The organism is Streptomyces sp. NPDC001220 (assembly GCF_053597895.1).
This window is the reverse complement of sequence record NZ_JBSFJE010000002.1, coordinates 590,575-609,738: the sequence shown is the minus strand read 5'-3', so window position 1 is coordinate 609,738 and position 19,164 is coordinate 590,575. Positions and strand designations below refer to the sequence as shown.

Genomic DNA, 19,164 nt, shown 5'->3' with positions numbered 1-19,164 from the left:
ACGGCCGATCGGGCGGTCAGGACCCACGAGTGGAGCAAACCCGGCGCCGGTCCGGCCCCGGCGGACGGCGCCTACTCGGCCGGACGCCCCCGCTCTCGCCCTCGCCTCCGGAGCAGCAGCAGTCCGCCCGCCAGCGCGGTGATCCCGGTGGCCGCGGCCCATCCGACGACGTCACCGGACCCGGTGGCCGCGAGGTCGCCGCCCTTGCCCGGGGCCGACGGGGAGGACGACGCCGACGCCGACGTGGCTGCGGTTGCGGCTGCGGCTGCGGATGCGTCCGCGGATACGGAAGCCGGTGCCGACGCCGATGCCTTCGGAGTCGGGGAGGACGTCGCACCCCCTGCCGCCTCCGTCCGGTCCCGCGTGAACGTCAAAGTCCCGAAGCCCAGTTGGTCGTACCCCCCGCTGTTCGGCCCGTAGTCCCCGCCGCCGCCCTCCGGCGCGGCCTTCGCCGCGATCCGGGTGACGTACGTCGCCGGCAGTCCCCGCCGCTTGGTGTAGTGGTTGGCGATCATCGCCCAGACGGGGCGTGTCATCGACGGATCGACGCCCGCCGCGGCCGTCGCCGTCTCACTCCCCGACCACCCCCCGACCGCTCCCTTCCGCCGCGTGTTCGCGGTGTACGGCACCTGCCCGCCCATGCTCCACTTGGCGACGTACTGCGCCCCCTTGAGGAACCGGCTGTCGTCGTACCCGTACAGGTCGATCCCCTGGTTCCAGGCCATCTCGCAGAACGTGCCCATCAGCCCGACCCCGAGCAGCGCGTGCCCCTGGTCGCGCCCCGCCTCCAGCCACTCGCCCAGCCCGCCGCCCGCCTCCTCGTCGTACACGACGGGAATGGCGTTCCTGATCGCTCCGAGCCCGTCGCCGTGCTTGAAGTAGTCGACCGCGCGGGCGACCTGGGCCCGGTCGTCGCAGAAGATGCCGGTGGCCAGGACGCAGGCCATGGCGGCGAGGTCCCAGTTGGTCCAGTAGTTGGAGACGACGGCGCCGTTGTGCCGGACCAGGAAGTCGTCGCTGGGGGTGGCGAAGAGCTTGCTGAGCATCTCCTGGAACCGGGAGAGCTCGAAGTCCCCGTGGTCGCGGACGAGTTCGGCGGCGTTGGCGAACTGGTAGCCGTACAGCCCGGCGGCCAGGAACCGGTCGGCGGACCCGTTGACCGCGGTGAGGGTGGACGACCAGGCGTTGAGGACGGCGACGGCGGTGTCGGCGTACTCGCTCTCGCCGGTCACGCGGTAGCGCAGGGCGTTCTGGTAGGCGGCGTGGATGTCGTTGTAGAGCAGCGCGTAGTTCTCCGGGGTGCCCGAACCCCGGTAGACCACCGCCTGCGGCCGCGCCTGCCAGCCGCTCTGCGCGTGCCGGTTGGCGGTGAGCCGGGCGAACCCGGCCGTGTAGGGCGCGGCGCCCGCCCGCACCTTGGCGGCCATGCGGTCGAGATCGGTACGGGTGTGCAGCAGGCCGGGGTGGGCGAAGGCCCCGTCGGCCGCCGCGGCGGGCCGGACCGCCGCGGTGATCCCCGTGGCGGCACCCACCGTCGCTCCCGAGGCCTTCAGCAGGCTCCGGCGGCTGATCTGTCGAGTCATGTGCATGCCCTGGGAGACGGGCGGCAACGGCCCCGATAACAGAAACCAGGGGGGCGGATCAGGCGCCGGTCGTCGACCCCGGCCGCACGATCATCAGAACCGTCACGGTGGCCCAGAGGAGATTGAACACCCCGGTGAACATGGCGAGTCGGGCCGTTGCCCGCCGCGTCATGCCCGCCGTGCCGCCCTCCAGCAGCGCGCTCTGGCGAGGCAGTACCAGCGCGGCGAGGACGACCGCCGCGAGTGCGGTGAGCGCGATCGACGTGATCAGCCAGGCGCTGCCCAGCACATGCATATTGCTCGCCGTGGCGAACCCGAAGACGGGGACGACCACGCCGACGACGGCGTACACCCGGCAGATCCGGTACAGCAGCTGAAGGGTCTCGGCGGCGCGGACGTCGTCCGGCGCCTCGATGGCGCGGCGGGCGGCCGGCGGGAACATGCTGGCGGCGACGGTGACGGGACCGATCGCGACGATCGCCGCGAGGACATGGACGGCGAGGAGGAACTTGGTCACGGCCTCGACCGTAGGTGGCCGGAGGATCTTGCAGAAGCGGCGATACTGCCACTACTCGACGGATTCTCGCCAGCCGCACGTACCGCTGCCTCCGAATGTCCGCCCCCGGTTGGCGACAACCCGTCGACCGGGTACGTTCCTGCCATGCACACCGTCGCCGTCCTGGTCCTGGACCAGGTCATCCCGTCCGACTTCACCGTGCCGATCGACACCTTCGGCTGGGCCCGGCTGCCCGACGGCCGGGACGCCTACCGGGTCCGGGTGTGCGGACAGGCGGGCGAGGTGACCGCGGCGGGCGGCGCGTTCACGGTGAAGGCGCCGTACGGGCTGGACACGCTGGCCGAGGCGGACACGATCATCGTCCCGGGCGTCGCGGATCCCGCGTACGTCCTCCCGGCCGAGGTCGCCGACGCCCTGCGCGCGGCGGCGGCGAACGGCACCCGGATCGCGTCGGTCTGTGTCGGGGCGTTCGTCCTCGCGGCCACCGGCCTCCTCGACGGCCTGCGCGCCACCACGCACTGGGCCGCGGCCGACACCCTCGCCGCGCTGCACCCGGACATCGACATCGACCCGAACGTCCTCTACGTCGACAACGGCCAGTTCCTGACCTCGGCGGGCGCGGCCGCGGCCATGGACATGTGCCTGCACATGGTCCGCACGGACTACGGTTCGGCGGTCGCCGCCCACGCGGCCCGGATGTCGGTCATGCCTCTGGAACGGGAGGGCGGCCAGGCCCAGTTCATCGTCCACGACCAGCCGCCGGCGCCGGCCGGTGCCACCATGGAGCCGCTGCTGAGCTGGCTGGAGGACAACTGCGACCGGGACCTGACGCTGGAGGAGGTCGCGGCACGGGCCGGCATGAGCACCCGTACCCTCAACCGCCGCTTCCGCGACCAGACCGGCACGACCCCGCTGCAGTGGCTGCACCGGGCGCGGGTGCGCAGGGCACAGCACCTGCTGGAGACCACCGCACACCCCGTGGAACGCATCGCGACCCAGTCGGGCTTCGGCTCCCCGACGGCCTTCCGGGAACGCTTCCGCAGGGTGGTCGGCACGAGCCCCCAGGCATACCGCCGGGCGTTCCGCAGCGCGGACGCCTCCTAGCGGGAGTCCGCGTTCGGCCGTGCCCCGAAGGGGCGCCGGGGGTACCCCCGGCCGAAGGCTGGGGCAAAAACCGCGCGACCAGCCACGACGGTGCCGCGGTCGGTTGACGGCCAGGCGCGGCACCTCCGGCGGCGCGCCCGGCGCGGACGCCGCTCAGGCGCGTCGGTCGGCGACCGCCCAGGACGCCAGTGCCACCGCACCGGCCACGCCGAGGACGGACGGCCAGGCGCCGACCTTCTTGGCCAGCGGATGCGATCCGGCGAACGCGGCGACATACGCGACGGACAGTGCCCCGGCGGCCTTCCCGCCCGCCCGCTGCCGCCACTGCTGCGCGGCGACGCCCCCGGCGACGGCCAGCACGGCCCCGCCCAGCGGCCGCTTCTTCGTCCACCGGGCCACGCCGTACCCTCCGACGAGCCCGCTCGCGGCGATCACCGAACTGGGAACCCTGGCCATGCCTGTCTCCTTCTGCCACCTTCTGCCTGGTTTCCCGAGGCTAACCCGGCACCGGCCGCACCGACCGAACATGAGTCGACCCGTGTCAACCCGGGTCAACCCCGGTCCTACGAGGCGACGGCCACGGCCCTCATGACGTCCACTTGGGGCTGAGCGCGATGGCGCGCAGCTGCTTCATGGTCAGGGCCGGGGCGGTGCGGGTCGCGGCGGTCTGCTGGGAGCCGGAGTTGAAGGCGCTGATCACCACGCGGAAGCCGTCGGTGCGCATGGTGTCGACGGTCCACATCACCACCCCGTCGCCGCCCTTCTCCCCGGGCGCCTTCCGCTCCGCGACCCGCGTGCCGTCGGGGAGGGTCTCGGAGTCGGCCCCGAACAGCTGACCCGCTACATCGGACATGTTCGGCTGCACGTTGATCTGGACGAGGCTCCTGCCCTTGCCGTCGTCGACGACGACGTAGGTGAACTGGGAGTCGTCATCGGCCCCGTGCGCCACGACCTTCAGCCCCTTGGGGATCAGCGAGGCGAGGGTCTGCCGGATCGCCTTGCCGTTGCCGCCGTCGTCCGGCTCCGTGGACGGCTCCTGGGTCTGCCGGGGATCCTCCGGAATGGCGTCGACCACCCCACGCCAGTCCTCCGCGGCGGCGAGCACCTTCAACTGGGCGGCGGACAGGGGAGGCTGGGCCCGGCTGATCGGCGCGTCCTTCTCGGCGGCGGCGTTCCACTCGCTCACGGTGACGTGATGGCCGTCCGGGGTCACGAGGTTCGCGGTCCAGAGCTTGGTGTCCACCCGCCGGTCGGGATACTCGTACCCCTTCACGACGGTGACGACGGAAGCGTCGGGCAGATGGCTGGTGACACAACTGTCGTACGGGATGTAGACCTTGTCCGGGCACTGGAGGGCCTGCCGGGCGTCGGACCCGCCCGGCAGCACCCGGTTCACGGCGACACTGACGGCGGCGGCGCCGTGACCGTCGTCGTACACGAGCTGCGCGTACGGCGCCACGAGCGGCGCGTTCTCGTCGACGCCCCGCCCCTCCGCCTTGCTGAACCCGCCCTTCGGCAGCAGCCTCTCCAGCGTGCGGATCATGTCGTCCGAGGTGACGGCGCGGCCGGCGGGGGCGGTGGGGGACTGGGTGACGTGCGGGTTGGTGCTCACGGCGGCGGGCGGCCGTATGGACGACGACCCGCCCCAGGGCCCCAGCAGCGCCCCGCCCACGCCGGCCAGCGCGACACCGGCGGCGCCGCCCAGCACGGTGGTCCGCCGCCGTACCCGTAGCCGCCGCCCCCGCGCCGTACCGGCGGCGGCGAGCGCGCCCCGGTCCGTTTCGAAGGTGCCGCCCGCGTCGTGCAGGGCGGCGGAGAGCCGGAGTTCGAAGGGGTCGCTATTGCTGTCGCCGTCGCTGTGCTGCTGCTTCACGGGCATGACGAACCACCGTTTCCACAAGGTTGATGCGCTTGATGTCAGGAGCGGGCGTACTCGGCGAGGTCCTCGCCCAGCAGTTCACGCAACCGCGCGAGGGCGCGTACGCACCGCGTACGGACGGCGGCCGAACTCACGTTGAGGGCGTCCGCGGTCTCGTGTATCGACCGGTCCTCCCAGTACCGCAGGACGACGACGGCCCGGTCCTTGGCGGGCAGCCGCGCGAGCGCGTCGAGGAGGGTCAGCCGCAGCGAGGGATCGGCGCCGGTGTCGGCGAACTCGGGGAACGAGTCCCTGGCCCGCTCGCTGCTGCTGAACCGCCGCCGGTGGGCGAGGAAGGTCCGGGTGAGCACGGTCTGCGCGTACCCGGCGGGATTCCCGACCCGGGAGACCCGGCTCCACCGGAGGTAGATCCGCCCGAGGGCCTCCTGCACCAGGTCCTCCGCGAGATGGGTGTCCCCGGCGGTGAGCAGACAGGCGGACCGGTACATATGGCCCGCCCGCGCCGCGGCGAACTCGGCGAAGTCCTCCCCAGACCCCTGCCCCATCCGCAACCTCCCCCGTCCCCGGCGCTCTGCCGTTCCACTTCACTGATGCGGTGGGCCGGGGAAAATGTTTCAAAGAATTCTCAGGGACAGCTCATTGCTCCACCCCGCGTCCCCCGGGGCTCGGCAGCTCGGGTTCCTCGCGCATCCCGGGGGCGGCCCCGCGCCGCCCCCGGGGCTCGGCACCTCGGGTTCCCCGCGCACCCGGGGCTCGGCAGATCGGGTTCCTCGCGCGCCCTCGGGGCCCGCGCCCTCGGGGCCCCGCGCCCCACGGCCCGGTCACCGGGCCAGTGCCTCCCGTACCGCGTCGACGAGCGCGGACGCGCGCGGGTCCTCCGCCCCCTCCACGATGCTGTTCATGACGTAACCGAAGGCGATGCCGTGCTCCGGGTCGGCGAAGGCGAGCGACCCGCCCCGCCCGGGATGCCCGAACGCGCGCGGACCGGTCAGCGGGTTGGTCTCCACGGGCAGCATGTACCCGGAGGCGAACCTGATCGGGAACATGATGACCCTGTCCACGCCTGCGGCCTGTTCCGCGGTCGCGGACGCGAGCGTCTCCGGCGTGAACAGCCGCACCCCGTCCACCTCCCCGATCAACGCGGCGTACATCCGCGCCAGCCCCCGCGCCGTACCGATCCCGTTGGACGCGGGCAGCTCCGCGGCCTGCACCTCGGCCGAGTTGAAGTCGATCTCGGCCGGATCGGTGACCGCGAACGCCCGGTTGCTCAACGAGTCCGGATCCTGCAACGCCGCGACGAACTCCCGCGCCTCAGGAGGCACCACATCCAGCGGTACGGTGCTCAGATCGAACTCCGGCTTCGGATACACCATCCGGCTCACCCGACCGCGCTCGGCGGCCGGCAGCCCGATGAAGAAGTCCAGCCCGAGCGGCCCGGCGACCTCCTCGGCGAAGAACCGCCCCGGCGTACGCCCGGACACCCGCCGGATCACCTCCCCGACCAGCCACCCGAAGGTCCGCCCGTGATACCCGTGCGCGGTCCCCGGCTCCCACTCGGGCCGCTGAGCGGCGAGCGCGGCCACCATCGCCTCCCACCCCAGCGCCGCCTCCAACGGGACCGGCGGATCGACGGTGACCACCCCGGCCCGGTGCGACAACAACCACCGCACCGGGATCCCGGCCTTGCCGTTCGCGGCGAACTCCGGCCAGTAGGCGGCCACCGGCGCGTCGAGATCCAACTCCCCACGCTGGGCCAGCAGATGCGCGACGGTGGCGGTGGCTCCCTTGGTGGCGGAGTACACGAGCTGCAGGGTGTCCCGCTCCCACTCCCGCCCGGTCTCCGGATCGGCGACCCCGCCCCACAGATCCACCACGGGCCGCCCGTCCCGGTACACACATACGGCGGCCCCGACATCCCCGCGCCGCTCGAAGCCTGCGGCGAACGCCTCCCGCACGCCCTCGAACCCGGCCGCGACTTCCCCGTTGATTGTCGTCATGCCCTCATCCTGGCACCGCGGCCGTGCATGTCCATGCCCCACACGTACGGGTGGTGCCCAGGAGGCCGGGGCCCCTGGGACACCACCCGTACATCGGCGTGCCGTCAGCGGTGCGTCACGAGTCCGTGGCCGTGACGTCCGAGGCGTACACCAGGGAGACCCGGTGGTTGTACTGGATGGTGTACATCGCCTTGGCGCCGGTGACGACCGTGCCGCTGGACGGGAAGAAGTCGTCCGTGAGGGACGGCGCCACGGTGGCCACGTAGGCCTGGCCGGCCGGGACGGAGTACATGCTCAGCGCGGCCTGCGTCGACGGCGACAGGCCCGCCGGGTACTCGGCGGCGTCCGGGTAGCTGGAGCCGTACACCGCCACCGGGGAACTGCCGGCCGCCGTGATCACCTTCACCCCGTGGGCCGGCGCGGTGTTGCAGCCGTGCGGGTTGTAGAACCACACCTTGGCGCCGCTGAACCAGATGGCGGTCCAGTCGCCGTCCTGATCGGCGACCACGAACTGCTGCCCCGCCGCCGCGGTGCTGCCCCAGTCGTTGATCCGGTCGGTGCCGGCCGCACCGGGGTGAATCGCCTGGTCCCCGAAGAGGGGGGCGGTGTCGCTGGGCCCGGTGCGCAGGTAGACGAAGTTCGACGCCTGCTGCGTCTCGGTGCACGCGGTGGTGGCGCCGGTCGGGTCGTCGGAGGGGCAGATCTGGACGGTCTGCAGGTTGTCGGCGAAGCGGGGGGCGATCGTGACCACCGAGCCGACGGGACCGACGCCGTGCCGCCCGGTGTGCACTCCGAGCAGGCTCATGAGGTGGTTCCAGTCCCAGGACGGGCCCGGGTCCCAGTGCATGCCGGAGACGAGGGACGACTTCGGCCCGGCGACGTTGTCATGGCCGATGATGTGCTGCCGGTCCAGCGGTATGTCGAAGCGCGCGGCGAGGTACTTCACCAACTCGGCCGTGGCCTCGTACTGCGCCTCGGTGTACCAGGTGGCACCGTGCGCGGCGTAGCCCTCGTGCTCGATGCCGATCGAGTGCATGTTGGTGGAGTAGTTGCCCGCGTGGAAGGCGAGGTCCTTCGTGGGCACCATCTGCGTCACCGCGCCGTCGGAGGACCGCATGACGTAGTGCGCGGCGGCGCCGCCCGCCTGCTCGAAGGTGGTGATGGCGGCGTCGTACGAGCTCTCGGTGTCGTGGATGACGATGCTGTCGATCCGGATGCCGTTGGCGGGGCGGTTGGAGACCTGGCCGTTGGACGGCGACGCCGGCACGAAGGTGCAGGCGACCGTGGTCGGGCACTCGGTGGCGGTGTCCGCCGCGGACTTCAGATCCAACGAGGCCAGCTGACCGGTCGCCGGCGCGACATCGCTGTCAGCCGCCAGCTTCACGTGCTCGCCGTCGGCCGTGGTGCGGTGGGCGCCCTTCTTCACGGTGGCGAAGACACGGTCGGCGAAGGCCGTGGCGCCCTGCCGCGCGGTGGACTGGCTGTAACGGGCCACGGCCGCATACCAGTTGCCGGGATCAGCGGATACGGCGCCGGTCACGGCCTTCTGGTACGAGGCGAGCAGCGCCGCACCGCCACGGATGTTGGCGGTCGGATCGTCACGCAACTCCTTCACCGACAGCCCGGTCAGCTTCGCGGCGGCCTGAAGGGTGTGCAGGGCCGGATCGCCGGCAAGCTTCGCCAACTCCCCACGGCCCGCCGCGCCCGCGTCACCGCCGGCCATCATCGCCGGGGTGACGTCGGTCAGGTGCATCGGACCGTAGCCGCCGTCCGTGCTGTGCTGCCCGGCGTGCGTGTCCCAGGCGGACTCCTGGTACGCCACCGCAAGGAGCAGCTGACGCGGGACGTGGTACGCGTCCGCGGCGGCCGTGAAGTCCTGCTGCAGCGTGGTCGCCGCGACCGGGGTGCCACCGGCGGCCAGCGCCGGCACCGGCACGGCCGCCCCGCCCGCGACGGCGAGCGCGGCGACGGCGGTCAGCAGGGCCGGACGGCGGCCCTTCGACGCGTCTCCGCGTCTGGGATTGCTTGAGCTCATGAATGGGGCCTCGGACCTCGGAGGATTGAATGGCGGAATGGAGGATGCATGCGACGGGACATCGGTTCATCGACCGGACCGGTATGCGCACGACTCCGCGACCAACGCGGGGCTTCGCCCGTCGGCGCCTGGCAGTGGATGATCCCTCCCTGCGCGAAGGCGCGTCAACTTCACTTCACCAAACGGAACTTGAACGCACCCCAGAACCACGCACCCCGACGGGCCCCTCCAGGACCACGGCCGCAGCCACCGACAAACGCGCCGGAACCCTGCCCTAGCAGGCTCCGGAGCCCTGCCCGAGGGTCCGCCGGAAGAGACCGACATCGCGTCCGGCATCGCCACCCCGAACCGTACGCCCGGGGCGGCCACCCGTGCCGCTTGCCTCTCGCGGTCCCAGACCGAGCCGCCACGTCACCGACGCGACGAAGACCGACTCACCACAAGGCACCGGCCCGTTGGTCGGAACTGGCCCGGGCAACCCCCACCCGGACACCGCCGACCCCGTGAGCCGTGAAGCCTCCCCGGCCAACGGCCCCTCGCAACCCACGCAAGGGCCGTCCAACGCAAGCCCCACCGCATCCTTCCCGGCCGCCCGCTCGCTTCTTCCCCGTGCTGGAGTGAGCTGAGTCAAGGGTCGGCCGAAGGCCGATCGGCGCCAGCCGACGCGGACGCGCAGCGCAGCGGAGCGGGAGCGCCCTTTACTCGGCTCACGGAAGGACGACACTGAGAAAGAAGCGGGCGGCCGGGGGCACCTTGCAGCCGGCGGTTCGCCGCATGACCTTGATGCCCGCCCCTACCTCAGAGGCAGTTCAAGTCCCGGGCAACCCAAGACCGGACACCTGCGCGTGGACCAGCCTCTGCTCCCCACCGGACACCCGCAGTCCGAACGACTCCGGCCCGGGACACCCGGCAGAGTCGAAGGCTTCCACGACCTCCTCGACGCGCTCCCACAACCGCAACGGCCCGGCCTCCCGCACCTCCCATCCACCGTCGTACGGCGTGAGCGACGCGGCAGAGCCATGGACGACGTCGACCAGATGCACGACCTTGCCCACGGTGGTCATCTGAGCCTCGGGCACCGCGCACTGGGCGAGGAAGCGCAACTGGAACGCCTCCGGACCGGCAGCCGTGATCCGCTCCGGGCCGTACCGCGCCGGCCTGGCCTTCTCCGGCAGTCCGGCAGCCCAGTGGGCGGGGTTCCCGAAGACCGGAGCCGCGTGCGCCCGGACCGACATGAAGGAGACGGTGCCCGGCAGCAGCGGCCCCTCCGCCGTACCGTCCTCCGCCACCGTGAGGAGGACGCGCGCATAGCCGTACAACCAGCCCGACAGCGTGAGCAGGATCTTCCCGCCCGGTCGGGTCTGCGCGAGGAGTGCGCCGGGCACGGAACGGAACGAGCAGGCGGCCACGATCCGGTCGAAGCGCCCCTCGGGCCAGTAGCCGTAGCGCCCGTCCGCCACGGCCAGAGTCGGCGAGTAGCCGCAGCCGTACAGGGCGTCGGCCGCCACCGCCAGCCGGTCCGGATCGACGTCGATGCTCGTGACGTCGGCGGACCCGAGGCGCTCGCAGGCCAGCGCGGTGGAGTAGCCGCTGCCGGTGCCGATCTCCAACACCGTGTGCCCTTCACTCAGCTCGGCATCGGCCCACATCCTCAGGACGAGCGAGGGCAGGGTCGAGGACGAGGTGGGGGCCCCACCGTGCCGCACCTCGGGCGCGCCCCAGTCCGGCTCCCTGTCGTCGAACTGGGTGATCAGCGTGACATCGGAGTACGCGGCGGCCAGCCATCTGCCGTGGTCGAGTTCGGCGGTGACGGGCTCCCAGACCGTCAACCCGTGCTCGTCGGTCTTCCCGGCGGACAGATAGAACCCCGGCACGAACCGATGTCGAGGCACCTCTTCGACGGCGGTCAACCACCGGAGATCATCCACCGAGCCGTTCCGTGCGAGTTCCTTCGCCAACTTCCGTCGGAGCAGAACGGCACTGCTCCCGAGGTCGTTCGGTGTCGTCAAGGTCTTCGATGTCCTCTCGGCTCAGGATCTCGGCGAACGCGTCGGCGATGGCCGGGGCGTCCGGAAGCCAGCCCCACTGCCCGTTCGGATTGCACTCGATGGCCCACCAGTCCTCCGGAGCCGTCCCGTCGCCGGTGAGTGCGAAGTCGAAGCAGCCGAAGACCAGCCCGAACGAGGCCAGGTAGCTGTACAGAGCGGCCCGAACGGAGTCGGGCACGGCGACGGGGGTGTGGACGAGACGGTCCCAGTCACCCCGGCGCCAGTCCAGGGCGCCGTCCGGCGTGCTGATCCGTTGGGCGAAGACCCGACGCCCGACCACGGTGACCCGCACATCCCCGCTCTTCGGAATCTCGGCCTGAAAGAGATGCGCGGTCACCGAGACGGAGTCGTCCAGGGCATCGGCCTCGATCCGCTGGGCCCAGATCGCCCCGGCGCACCCGTCCTCCCCCACCGGCAACCCGCGGAAGGACTTGTAGATGACGCGCTCGTGCTCGGCCGCGAACTTCCGAGCCTCCTCCACGTCATTGGTGACCAGTGTCTCCGGAACACGCAGGCCTAGAGCGGCGAACCTCTGGAGCTGGGCGGGCTTGAAGTCGGCGCGGGCCACGGCGGCCGGATGGTTGACGTACAACGCACCCCGCAGACCGTGGAGCACACCGCCGAGCCCATGACGTGCCTCTGCGACGGCGAACTCCCTTGACTGTCGGGGCAGCTGCTGGAAGCGAGCGGTGTACGGGGTCGGCCGGCGACAGTAGACGGCTGTCACGGCCTCCACATCCACCTCCCGGCCGGCAGTACGCAACCGACCGCCCCACGTCGAGCCGCCGCCCTGCCCGAGCCGAAACCCGAAGACAAGGCCCGGCCCGACATCCCCCGGATCAACGCGTACGACGCCCGTGCCGCGCTCATTCAGGGCCTCGATGACCCGGTCCGCGGTGACGTCCTGCAATGCGGTGAGCACCAGAACTGTGCGCCTCACCTTTCAGTCCGACTCGTAGTCGGTCGTGTTGTCGTCCTGCGTCTGAGGCTGCGGCTGCTGGCCGTCCCCACCACCGGAAACCGAAGCCGTACCCGCCGTCTTCGACGTCCCGTGCTTCCCCATCTCGACCACCTGACCGGCGGCGTCCGTGTAGACGGCGGTCTGCGAGGCGGCATCCAGCGCCACGGACACGTACGACGGAGGCCCGACCGGCAGCCGATCGGTCACCAACCGCATGGCCCAGGGCGCCAGAACGGCAGTGGTCGTCATGTGATTGCTCACCATTCCCTTTCGATGTTCTTCGCGTAGGAGGATCAGACTTCCGAGCGCGCGGCCAGTCGTGACCGCCCTTTCCTGACCAGGGCCGTGATGGAACGCGGGGTGCACAGATCGCCCTCGTAGCGCGGCGGGACGAGCCAGTAGGTGCCCGGTGACTGCTGCCGGTCGAGCCGTGGCACGCCGAGGTAGGTGCCTTGCCCCAGACACGTGGCGATGTCGTCGTACGCCCAGACCAGACCGGCGTGCCCCTGGATCAGGGCGTAGTAGGTACCGCCGGCGAATCGGCGGTCGTAGATGATCGAGCCCCCCAGGAGAAGACCGAGGCAGACGGCGACATCGTCCGGGTCGCTCGAATCCACGGCGGCGTGCACCTCCTCGGACGCCATGCGCACCGCCGCGAACCGATCGCCGAGCGGTAACAGGGCGACACCCTGAACCGCCCACTCGTGCCAGGCCTGCGCAGGCGTCGGATGGGCTCGTGCGAGCCATTCGGAGATCGCTCTGTCCAGGGCCTCTTGTGTGTCCACAACCTGCCTCCTGTCTTGGGGACAATGCAAAGCGTCCAGTAACCGGGCGTCAGATTCGAGGACTTGAAAGGGTCACTGAAGGGACTCCATGGGGTCTTTCATGACTCCTTGGGGAGGATGCCCCGCTTGAAACAGGACCCGATGTGGGAGAGTTGAAGCAGCCGTAGCAGGAGGTGCTCCCATGCCGAGGCCCACCGGCAACGTTCGACTCAAGGCAGCTCGCGTAGCCGCGGGCTTCAACTCCCAGCAGCATCTGGCCGACGCACTCACCCAGCACGCCAAAGACATGGGCGTTCGCGGGTTGTCGATCGGTGTACGGCAGGTTCGCCGCTGGGAGTCGGACAACCCGCCTTGGCCGCAACCGGACTGCCAACGCGTTCTTGTGCACCTGCTCGGACAGAGCATGGAGGCGTTGGGGTTCACGCCGCCATGGGGTTCAGATGGGCCGCACCACGCGGAGCAGGCACGGCGTGCCCTGGTCACCGGAGGCCGGACAGTGCTGGGAGGCCGGGCATCACCGCCCCGCAAAGTCGCCGTGGCCCGTCAACCTTCCACGGCCGGAGCCGATTTCATGGCGGTGACCCGCTCGCACCGTCGGCTCTACTGGTCGGTCGCACCGGCAGAGCTGCACCCGGCCGTCGTCGCGCACGCGACGCTGGGATGCGCCCTGTTGCCGGAGACGACGGACTCGACACGTCGTGAGATCGCGGCCGCGATGGCGGAGACCTACCTCCTGGCAGGCCGTGTCGAGTTCTTCGATCTCCGCGAGCCGAGCACGGCCAACGACACCTTCCTGTCGGCTCTGCAGGCAGCGGGGGAGGCGGACGACGCGTTGCTCGGCTCGGCGATCATCGCCCACATGGCGTTCGTCCCGGGTTGGGCGGCGGATCGCGACGGCGCGCTCGAGCGTATGACGGCCGCGCGCACCTACGCCCGACGGGTTCCCGCCTCCGCCGAGTTCCTGGCCTGGCTGGACGCGGTGGAGGCCGAGTGCGAGACGAGGTCGGGCAACAGCCGTACCGCGCTGCACCTCCTCGGTCACGCGGAGGACGTCCTGACGGCGGGCAACGAACACCCGTCGCCGGAGTGGCTGGACTGGTTCTCCCCAGCCCGCCTGGCGGCCTTCAAGGGCAACACTCAGATGATCGCGGGCCACCTCCCTCAAGCCCGCGAAAGCCTGCTGCAAGCCCTGACCGCGATGACACCGGCCGAGGACAAGCAGCGCTCGGTGGTCTACGGCGACCTGGCGGCCGTAGAGGCGACATCCGGAAACCCGGAGCAGGCCTGCGAGTACGCGGGCAAGGCCCTCGACCAGTTGGCGGTCACCTGGTACGCGACCGGCATGGACCGGGTACGAGAGGTACGCCGTGCGCTCACGCCCCACCAGGCCGAGCGCTGCGTACGTGACCTCGACGACCGGCTTTACGACTGGTCGACGACGCTCAGCGCGCTGGGCCGTTGAACTGACTGATCAGGTCGGGCAGTTCGAGCAGTGTCTCGACCCTGAAGGTCGGCAGTTCTCTGGCCTCGCGGTCATTCCACTGGATGGTGGCCCAGGGCCCGCGGTGTACGAGAGCGGTCTGCATGCCGGCCTGCCGGGCGGGGCGGATGTCGTTGTCGCAGCGGTCCCCGACGTACAGGATCTCGCCGACGTCGAACGGCACGGCGTCGGCGACCCGCTTGAAGAACTCCAGGTCCGGCTTGCTGGCACCCCAGTCGTCCGACGTGCCGATCAGGTCGACGTCGTGGGAGAACAGCTTCCGCAGGATCCGCCCGGCCCGGACAGTCTGGTTCCCGGCGATCCCGAGCCAGAGCCCCGTGCTCCGCAGTTCGGCAAGCGCAGGCCGCACGTCGGCGTAGAGATCCTCCTCCCCGAAGGACTCCGGCAGCCCGGCGGCGGCCCGCTTCTCCCGCTCTCCGTAGAGGTCGAACCCGGGCCGGAACTCCTGGAACACCTCCCGGTAGTCCCGCCCCTGCGCGATCACGGCGCCGAACATCGCGTGGAAGGTATGCCGGGGCACACCGAGCCAGTCGGCCCAGGTCCCGTACTCCCTGGTCTCGTCCACCAGGCACTCACCTACGTCGAAGACGACTGCGTGAATCATGAGAGCAGGATAGCGATGTGCTACTCCGTGCTCCATGCGTCTGTCTCGACAGGTCAACCGTATCCGGCTGCTGAAATGCGGAATTCAATCGCGTAGATAGTTGTGGATTGCAGTCGCGATGGCCTTTCCTAGAGAAATTGGGACCGCGTTTCCGATCTGTGTTGCGATCTCAGTCTTCGTTCCGCACCAGCGAAACTCAAATGGAAATCCCTGGATGAGTGCCGCTTCGAAATGCGTAATAGGGCGATTCTCTGATGGGTGGAGGTAACGGCCTTTCTCAGGCTTGAAGAATTCCGTGCGGATAGTCACTGAAGGTTCGCCGAGGCGAAGTCTGCCCATGACGTCCCCAGTTCCGGAGTTGTGCTTGTCCCAACTCGATGTCGAAAGGTATTGGACATCTGTTTTTACGCCAGGCGGGTTCTCTTCCCTGAAATATGCAAACTTGCCGGTTTCGTCCAGGGTGTACCACCAGCCGCTAAGATGCTTACGGTTGCCGCCGGCCGGGATGTGGTTATATCGAGCCAGGGACAGGGTTTCTGGATTGCGGCCGAAATGTAGATCCTCGGTGCTGAAGATTCCAGGTAGTTCGACCTTCAGTTCAGGAATCATCATTTCGACTTCGGGGAGGTCTCGAAGTTTTCGTTTCGAGGACTCGCGGAAGATGTCGTCGACAGCCTCCCAATATGAGATTGCCGCATCGACGCTTTCGATTGGACGACTCAGCGCCGTCGTCCCCCTTGGGCGCCGGAAGTGCGATTTGGGGGGATAGGTCATTGTGCGACCGTTGTCTATGTCGCGTCGAACCCCGATGACGATGGCTCTACGTCGCGCTTGGGCTGCACCGTAGTCTGCGGCGTTGAGAAGGTAACGCTTGTTTTTCGCTTCCTCGGAATCCGTGGGCTCGCGGCCTGGGGGATCTACCAGCCGGTATTCGGCGAGCTTCCCCCCGCTCTTAATCTCATCCAGCAGGCTGCGAAATTCGTCTGACCTCAGAAAGCGATCGACATTCTCGATGACGAACACCTTTGGGCGGATTTCCGCAACGATGCGAACGTATTCCTCCCAGAGGCGGTTTCGCTCGGTACCCTTTTTTACGCGGTTCAAGGCCGAGAAGCCTTGGCACGGTGGACCGCCGACAACGACATCAGCGTGGAGAGCCTCCGGGGTTGGTTCCCAGTCCTCTATGTCTCCAATATGGATGCGGGTGGCAGGGACCCGCTTGTCCCGGCGAAGGCGTCCGAAGTTCACGGCATAGGTGGCGGCTGCGGCACGGTTGTGTTCGACAGCTGCGATGCTGTGAAAGACCGGCTTGCCACCCTTCCCGTCGGGGCGGAACTCGTGGAACCCCTGGGTGAACCCCCCGCAGCCGCTGAACAGGTCGACGACGGTGATGGGTTCGGAGGCATCGGAGCGGGGCTTGAGCATAGGGCGATCTTAGCTTCGTAGAGCGGCAGCGAGTGCCTGACCGACGGCTGCGGCCAGAGGAGGGGGCATCGCATGACCCACTTGGCGATACCTGGACGTCTTGCCGCCGAAGAGCTTCCACTCGTCGGGGAAGGCCTGGATCGCTGCGGCTTGTTCGACCGTTAGCTTGGGCAGTTCGTCCAGGGGGAAGTCGGCTCCCGGAGGGCCGTCCCCGAGACTGTTCCCGTTGACTCCGAGCGCAGCCCACGCCTTTTTACTGCCCGTCGGGCCGAGGTCGGCCCCGCCTCGGCGATCCGATCCGCCGACGAGGGCTGGGGCTATGCGATCGGCGTTCTTGACCCAACGTTCGGCGCCAGGCCAGCCGCCGGCAGACATGGACGGGCCGAGAACCTCACCCACGGTGGGGGGTGGCTGGTTGTGGGGTTGAGGCCATGTGAACCGTTCGAAGTACCGATGCCGGAGGGCGATCAGAAAGCCGCTCCTTCGGTTTTGAGGAACGCCGAAGTCTGCAGCGTTGAGGACATTCCAGCTGGTACGGAAGCCGGCCTCTTGAAGTTCGTGGTCAATCCACGCGCGGTCATCGGCGAATTCTGGCCCGTCGACCAAGTCGGGCACATTCTCAAGAAGAACGGCCTTCGGTCCAATTTGGCACGCAAGGTTGATCGCGGCACGCAGGACTCGTCGTTCCTCGCTGTCCTCCGTCCGCCCGACCGTCGCCGAGGACTTCACGCGGGGTAGCCCGCCGCTGACAAGATCGACCTTAGCCACGTCGGGACGCATGCCGGGCGTGAACTGCACCACATCCATGCATACGACGTCCCAAGTTGGTCGATTGAGGTCGACTGAGAAGCATGCGTCCGCCTTGCTGTCTATGAGCAATACCGGATCGAATCCTGCGCGTTCGAGGCCGAGTGCCTGACCTCCTGCCCCCGCGCAGAGTTCCAAGGACCTGAATCGAGGGATCGTCGGGAAGATCTGCGTGGGCAACAGCGTCTCGTCAGGGTTCGCGGAGGCGGTGGTGACTGTGGTGCTGCTTCGAGCAGCCACTGACTCCTGAACCACGTGTGTGGAGCCTGACGAGCGTCGGGGATGATGAGCGTCGACGGACTCCCGCGCAACGGCCCGCAACTCTGTGTCCAGAGCATGTTCCTCAATTGCGTCGAATAGTACGAACGGGGCGAGTCGGAGGAGACGTTTGAGGAAATCGCGGAGCGTGTCGCGTTCGTTCAGTCCGGTCAGGTCGAGATCTGCCCAGACCCGTAGAATCGCCCTGACCAGGTGAGGACTTCCGCCTAGTGCGGCACGACGGGCGTAGATCTGGTCGAATGCCGCCTCGCCGAGGATCTTCAGGGCGCCGTACGGCTCCGGTTCCTCCGAGGCTCGGACGAGCTGTGCTCTCCACCACAGCCGACCGAAAACGTGCCGGGTGAGGTCGGTACCGACCACTCGGTCCTTGGGGGGCTGCGGGTAGCGCCAGAAAGCTACGTCTGGAAGTACAACGAGAGCAAGGAAAGCCCAGACGTCGCGGGCCGCCGCTTCAGCAGGAACCATGCCCATCTCGGCGTGCAAAAGAGCAGCCAGACGAAGGTCGAAGTCGGCATTGCTTGCTCGGTCGGAATCGTTGGGGAAGCCGGCTTGCTTCGCGAGTTCCAGCACGCCACCGCGGAGTTCACGAAGTCTGTCTCCGGAAATCCGATCGCCACCCGTTGCCACGTACACTGCGGATTCGTGAGCGAACGCCACCCGAGTGGAAAGTTCCGTCGGTGTCAGAGTCCGGTACTCGTCGAATAGGGGTTTGGCCTGTTCGGCGAGGAGCCGAGGATAGAGAAATCCCATCAGGACACCTCGAAGATCTTGACGGCTGCCTGGAGGTCCGACGAGAACAGCGCCGGTGATTGCTGGTGACGGAGGCGTATGTCGGTGATCGACTGGTCGGGGAAAAGCTGGACGAAGAGGCTCAACAATGTGGCCCCCAGTGACTCATCGGGAAAGTCGGCGTCCTCCACGAAGTCCTCATGGGTCAGGGCATGTTCTACCATGATCCGGGCCGCGTCCGCGTACACGGCCGACAGGACTATCCGGTCCACAGGACGGGGTTTTCCTGCGTTTTGAAACGCGGTTGCAGTGACCGTGTTCTGCTCGTTGACGAGCAGCAGGAGCGCGCCCATGGTCGCACTTTCCAGGCCTCCGCTGATCTGCAGGTGCCATGCGGCGTTGTCGGGGAACGAAGTTCGAGCGAAGTCGATGATTGCCATGGGGAATTGCGGTGCGTCCCCTTGGAGGCGAAGAGCCTCGCGGTCACTCCACAGCACAGACCCGGCTCGTCTTGGTGCTGATGGACGAACGCCGGTCACGCGCTCGGCCAGGACGAGGGCGGTGTCCAAGAGCAAAAGGCCGCCAAGATCGGCACCACGCAACCGCACATCGAATTCGGATGAGCCCGTACCTGCTTCGGGAAGACGGATGTGCTGCGCGGGTCCGCTGAGATTGGAACCAGTGGCTGTCCAGACAACCGAAAGCATGAGAGGGGCGTCCACAGGTAGTCCGGTCTGCCGGCGAACGCGGTCCACGTCGACTCGAACTGCTCTGCGTAGGTGCAGATCCATTTGATAGTCCCAGTCGGGAAGCGCCTCTGGAAGGGGCACCTCGCCGTCCTCAACCACCAAGCGCCAAGGCTCAGAGGCTACAACGTCCTCGCTGGGCGCCCTGTAGGGAAGCACACGTC

At 68.9% G+C, this 19,164-nt stretch carries 17 protein-coding genes; 2 read left to right on the top strand and 15 right to left on the bottom strand.

Translation table 11 applies throughout. From position 1 onward, the window contains the following. Positions 1–71 precede the first annotated feature (71 nt). Both ACWDGI_RS07295 and ACWDGI_RS07290 read right to left on the bottom strand, forming a co-directional pair. On the bottom strand, positions 72–1,583 hold the full coding sequence (locus tag ACWDGI_RS07295; protein ID WP_450756229.1) for an alginate lyase family protein: 1,512 nt from the start codon (positions 1,581–1,583) through the stop codon (positions 72–74). A gap of 58 nt (positions 1,584–1,641) precedes the next feature. Further along, positions 1,642–2,100 (bottom strand): hypothetical protein, encoded by a 459-nt coding sequence (locus tag ACWDGI_RS07290; RefSeq protein WP_450756227.1) that lies wholly within the window; start codon positions 2,098–2,100, stop codon positions 1,642–1,644. A gap of 144 nt (positions 2,101–2,244) precedes the next feature. Here ACWDGI_RS07290 and ACWDGI_RS07285 point away from each other — a divergent pair, with 144 nt between their 5' ends. After that, on the top strand, positions 2,245–3,204 hold the full coding sequence (locus ACWDGI_RS07285; RefSeq protein ID WP_450756225.1) for a GlxA family transcriptional regulator: 960 nt from the start codon (positions 2,245–2,247) through the stop codon (positions 3,202–3,204). A gap of 153 nt (positions 3,205–3,357) precedes the next feature. Here the strand turns inward: ACWDGI_RS07285 and ACWDGI_RS07280 are convergent, their stop codons facing one another. The 9 genes from ACWDGI_RS07280 to ACWDGI_RS07240 all read right to left on the bottom strand — a co-directional run bounded on the left by ACWDGI_RS07280 (position 3,358) and on the right by ACWDGI_RS07240 (position 12,909). Next, on the bottom strand, positions 3,358–3,660 hold the full coding sequence (locus ACWDGI_RS07280) for a hypothetical protein (RefSeq protein WP_450756223.1): 303 nt from the start codon (positions 3,658–3,660) through the stop codon (positions 3,358–3,360). A gap of 130 nt (positions 3,661–3,790) precedes the next feature. Further along, the gene (locus ACWDGI_RS07275) at positions 3,791–5,083 is read right to left on the bottom strand and encodes a hypothetical protein (protein WP_450756221.1); all 1,293 of its coding nucleotides are present in this window, start codon (positions 5,081–5,083) and stop codon (positions 3,791–3,793) included. Positions 5,084–5,121: 38 nt separating this feature from the next. Next, positions 5,122–5,628, bottom strand: coding sequence for a SigE family RNA polymerase sigma factor (locus tag ACWDGI_RS07270; RefSeq protein ID WP_450756219.1), 507 nt, complete (start codon positions 5,626–5,628; stop codon positions 5,122–5,124). A 276-nt stretch (positions 5,629–5,904) separates the two neighbouring features. Next, entirely contained in the window at positions 5,905–7,080 is a 1,176-nt protein-coding gene (locus ACWDGI_RS07265) for a serine hydrolase domain-containing protein (protein WP_450756217.1), read from the bottom strand. Positions 7,081–7,195: 115 nt separating this feature from the next. Then, complete coding sequence (locus ACWDGI_RS07260; protein ID WP_450756215.1) at positions 7,196–9,115, bottom strand: N-acetylmuramoyl-L-alanine amidase; 1,920 nt, start codon at positions 9,113–9,115, stop codon at positions 7,196–7,198. A gap of 809 nt (positions 9,116–9,924) precedes the next feature. Continuing rightward, the gene (gene tgmC, locus ACWDGI_RS07255; RefSeq protein WP_450756213.1) at positions 9,925–11,124 is read right to left on the bottom strand and encodes an ATP-grasp peptide maturase system methyltransferase; all 1,200 of its coding nucleotides are present in this window, start codon (positions 11,122–11,124) and stop codon (positions 9,925–9,927) included. Further along, positions 11,036–12,085 (bottom strand): ATP-grasp ribosomal peptide maturase, encoded by a 1,050-nt coding sequence (gene tgmB / locus ACWDGI_RS07250; RefSeq protein ID WP_450756519.1) that lies wholly within the window; start codon positions 12,083–12,085, stop codon positions 11,036–11,038. The genes tgmC and tgmB overlap by 89 nt, the downstream gene beginning before the upstream one ends. Before the next feature lie 21 nt (positions 12,086–12,106). Beyond that, positions 12,107–12,373 (bottom strand): putative ATP-grasp-modified RiPP, encoded by a 267-nt coding sequence (tgmA, locus tag ACWDGI_RS07245; RefSeq protein WP_450756212.1) that lies wholly within the window; start codon positions 12,371–12,373, stop codon positions 12,107–12,109. Positions 12,374–12,417: 44 nt separating this feature from the next. Beyond that, the gene (locus ACWDGI_RS07240) at positions 12,418–12,909 is read right to left on the bottom strand and encodes a hypothetical protein (RefSeq protein WP_450756210.1); all 492 of its coding nucleotides are present in this window, start codon (positions 12,907–12,909) and stop codon (positions 12,418–12,420) included. Positions 12,910–13,090: 181 nt separating this feature from the next. Here ACWDGI_RS07240 and ACWDGI_RS07235 point away from each other — a divergent pair, with 181 nt between their 5' ends. Then, a complete protein-coding gene (locus ACWDGI_RS07235; RefSeq protein ID WP_450756208.1) occupies positions 13,091–14,371 on the top strand; it encodes a transcriptional regulator in 1,281 nt (426 codons plus the stop codon). Here the strand turns inward: ACWDGI_RS07235 and ACWDGI_RS07230 are convergent. The 4 genes from ACWDGI_RS07230 to ACWDGI_RS07215 all read right to left on the bottom strand — a co-directional run bounded on the left by ACWDGI_RS07230 (position 14,352) and on the right by ACWDGI_RS07215 (position 19,105). Continuing rightward, complete coding sequence (locus ACWDGI_RS07230) at positions 14,352–15,014, bottom strand: HAD family hydrolase (protein ID WP_450756206.1); 663 nt, start codon at positions 15,012–15,014, stop codon at positions 14,352–14,354. The two genes, ACWDGI_RS07235 and ACWDGI_RS07230, sit on opposite strands and share 20 nt — an antisense overlap. Positions 15,015–15,098: 84 nt before the next feature. After that, positions 15,099–16,439, bottom strand: coding sequence for a DNA cytosine methyltransferase (locus ACWDGI_RS07225; RefSeq protein WP_450756204.1), 1,341 nt, complete (start codon positions 16,437–16,439; stop codon positions 15,099–15,101). A gap of 9 nt (positions 16,440–16,448) precedes the next feature. After that, a complete protein-coding gene (locus ACWDGI_RS07220) occupies positions 16,449–18,275 on the bottom strand; it encodes a DUF6339 family protein (RefSeq protein WP_450756202.1) in 1,827 nt (608 codons plus the stop codon). Continuing rightward, the gene (locus ACWDGI_RS07215; RefSeq protein ID WP_450756201.1) at positions 18,275–19,105 is read right to left on the bottom strand and encodes a hypothetical protein; all 831 of its coding nucleotides are present in this window, start codon (positions 19,103–19,105) and stop codon (positions 18,275–18,277) included. Before ACWDGI_RS07215 ends, ACWDGI_RS07220 begins: the two co-directional genes overlap by 1 nt. Between the last annotated feature and the right edge of the window lie 59 nt (positions 19,106–19,164).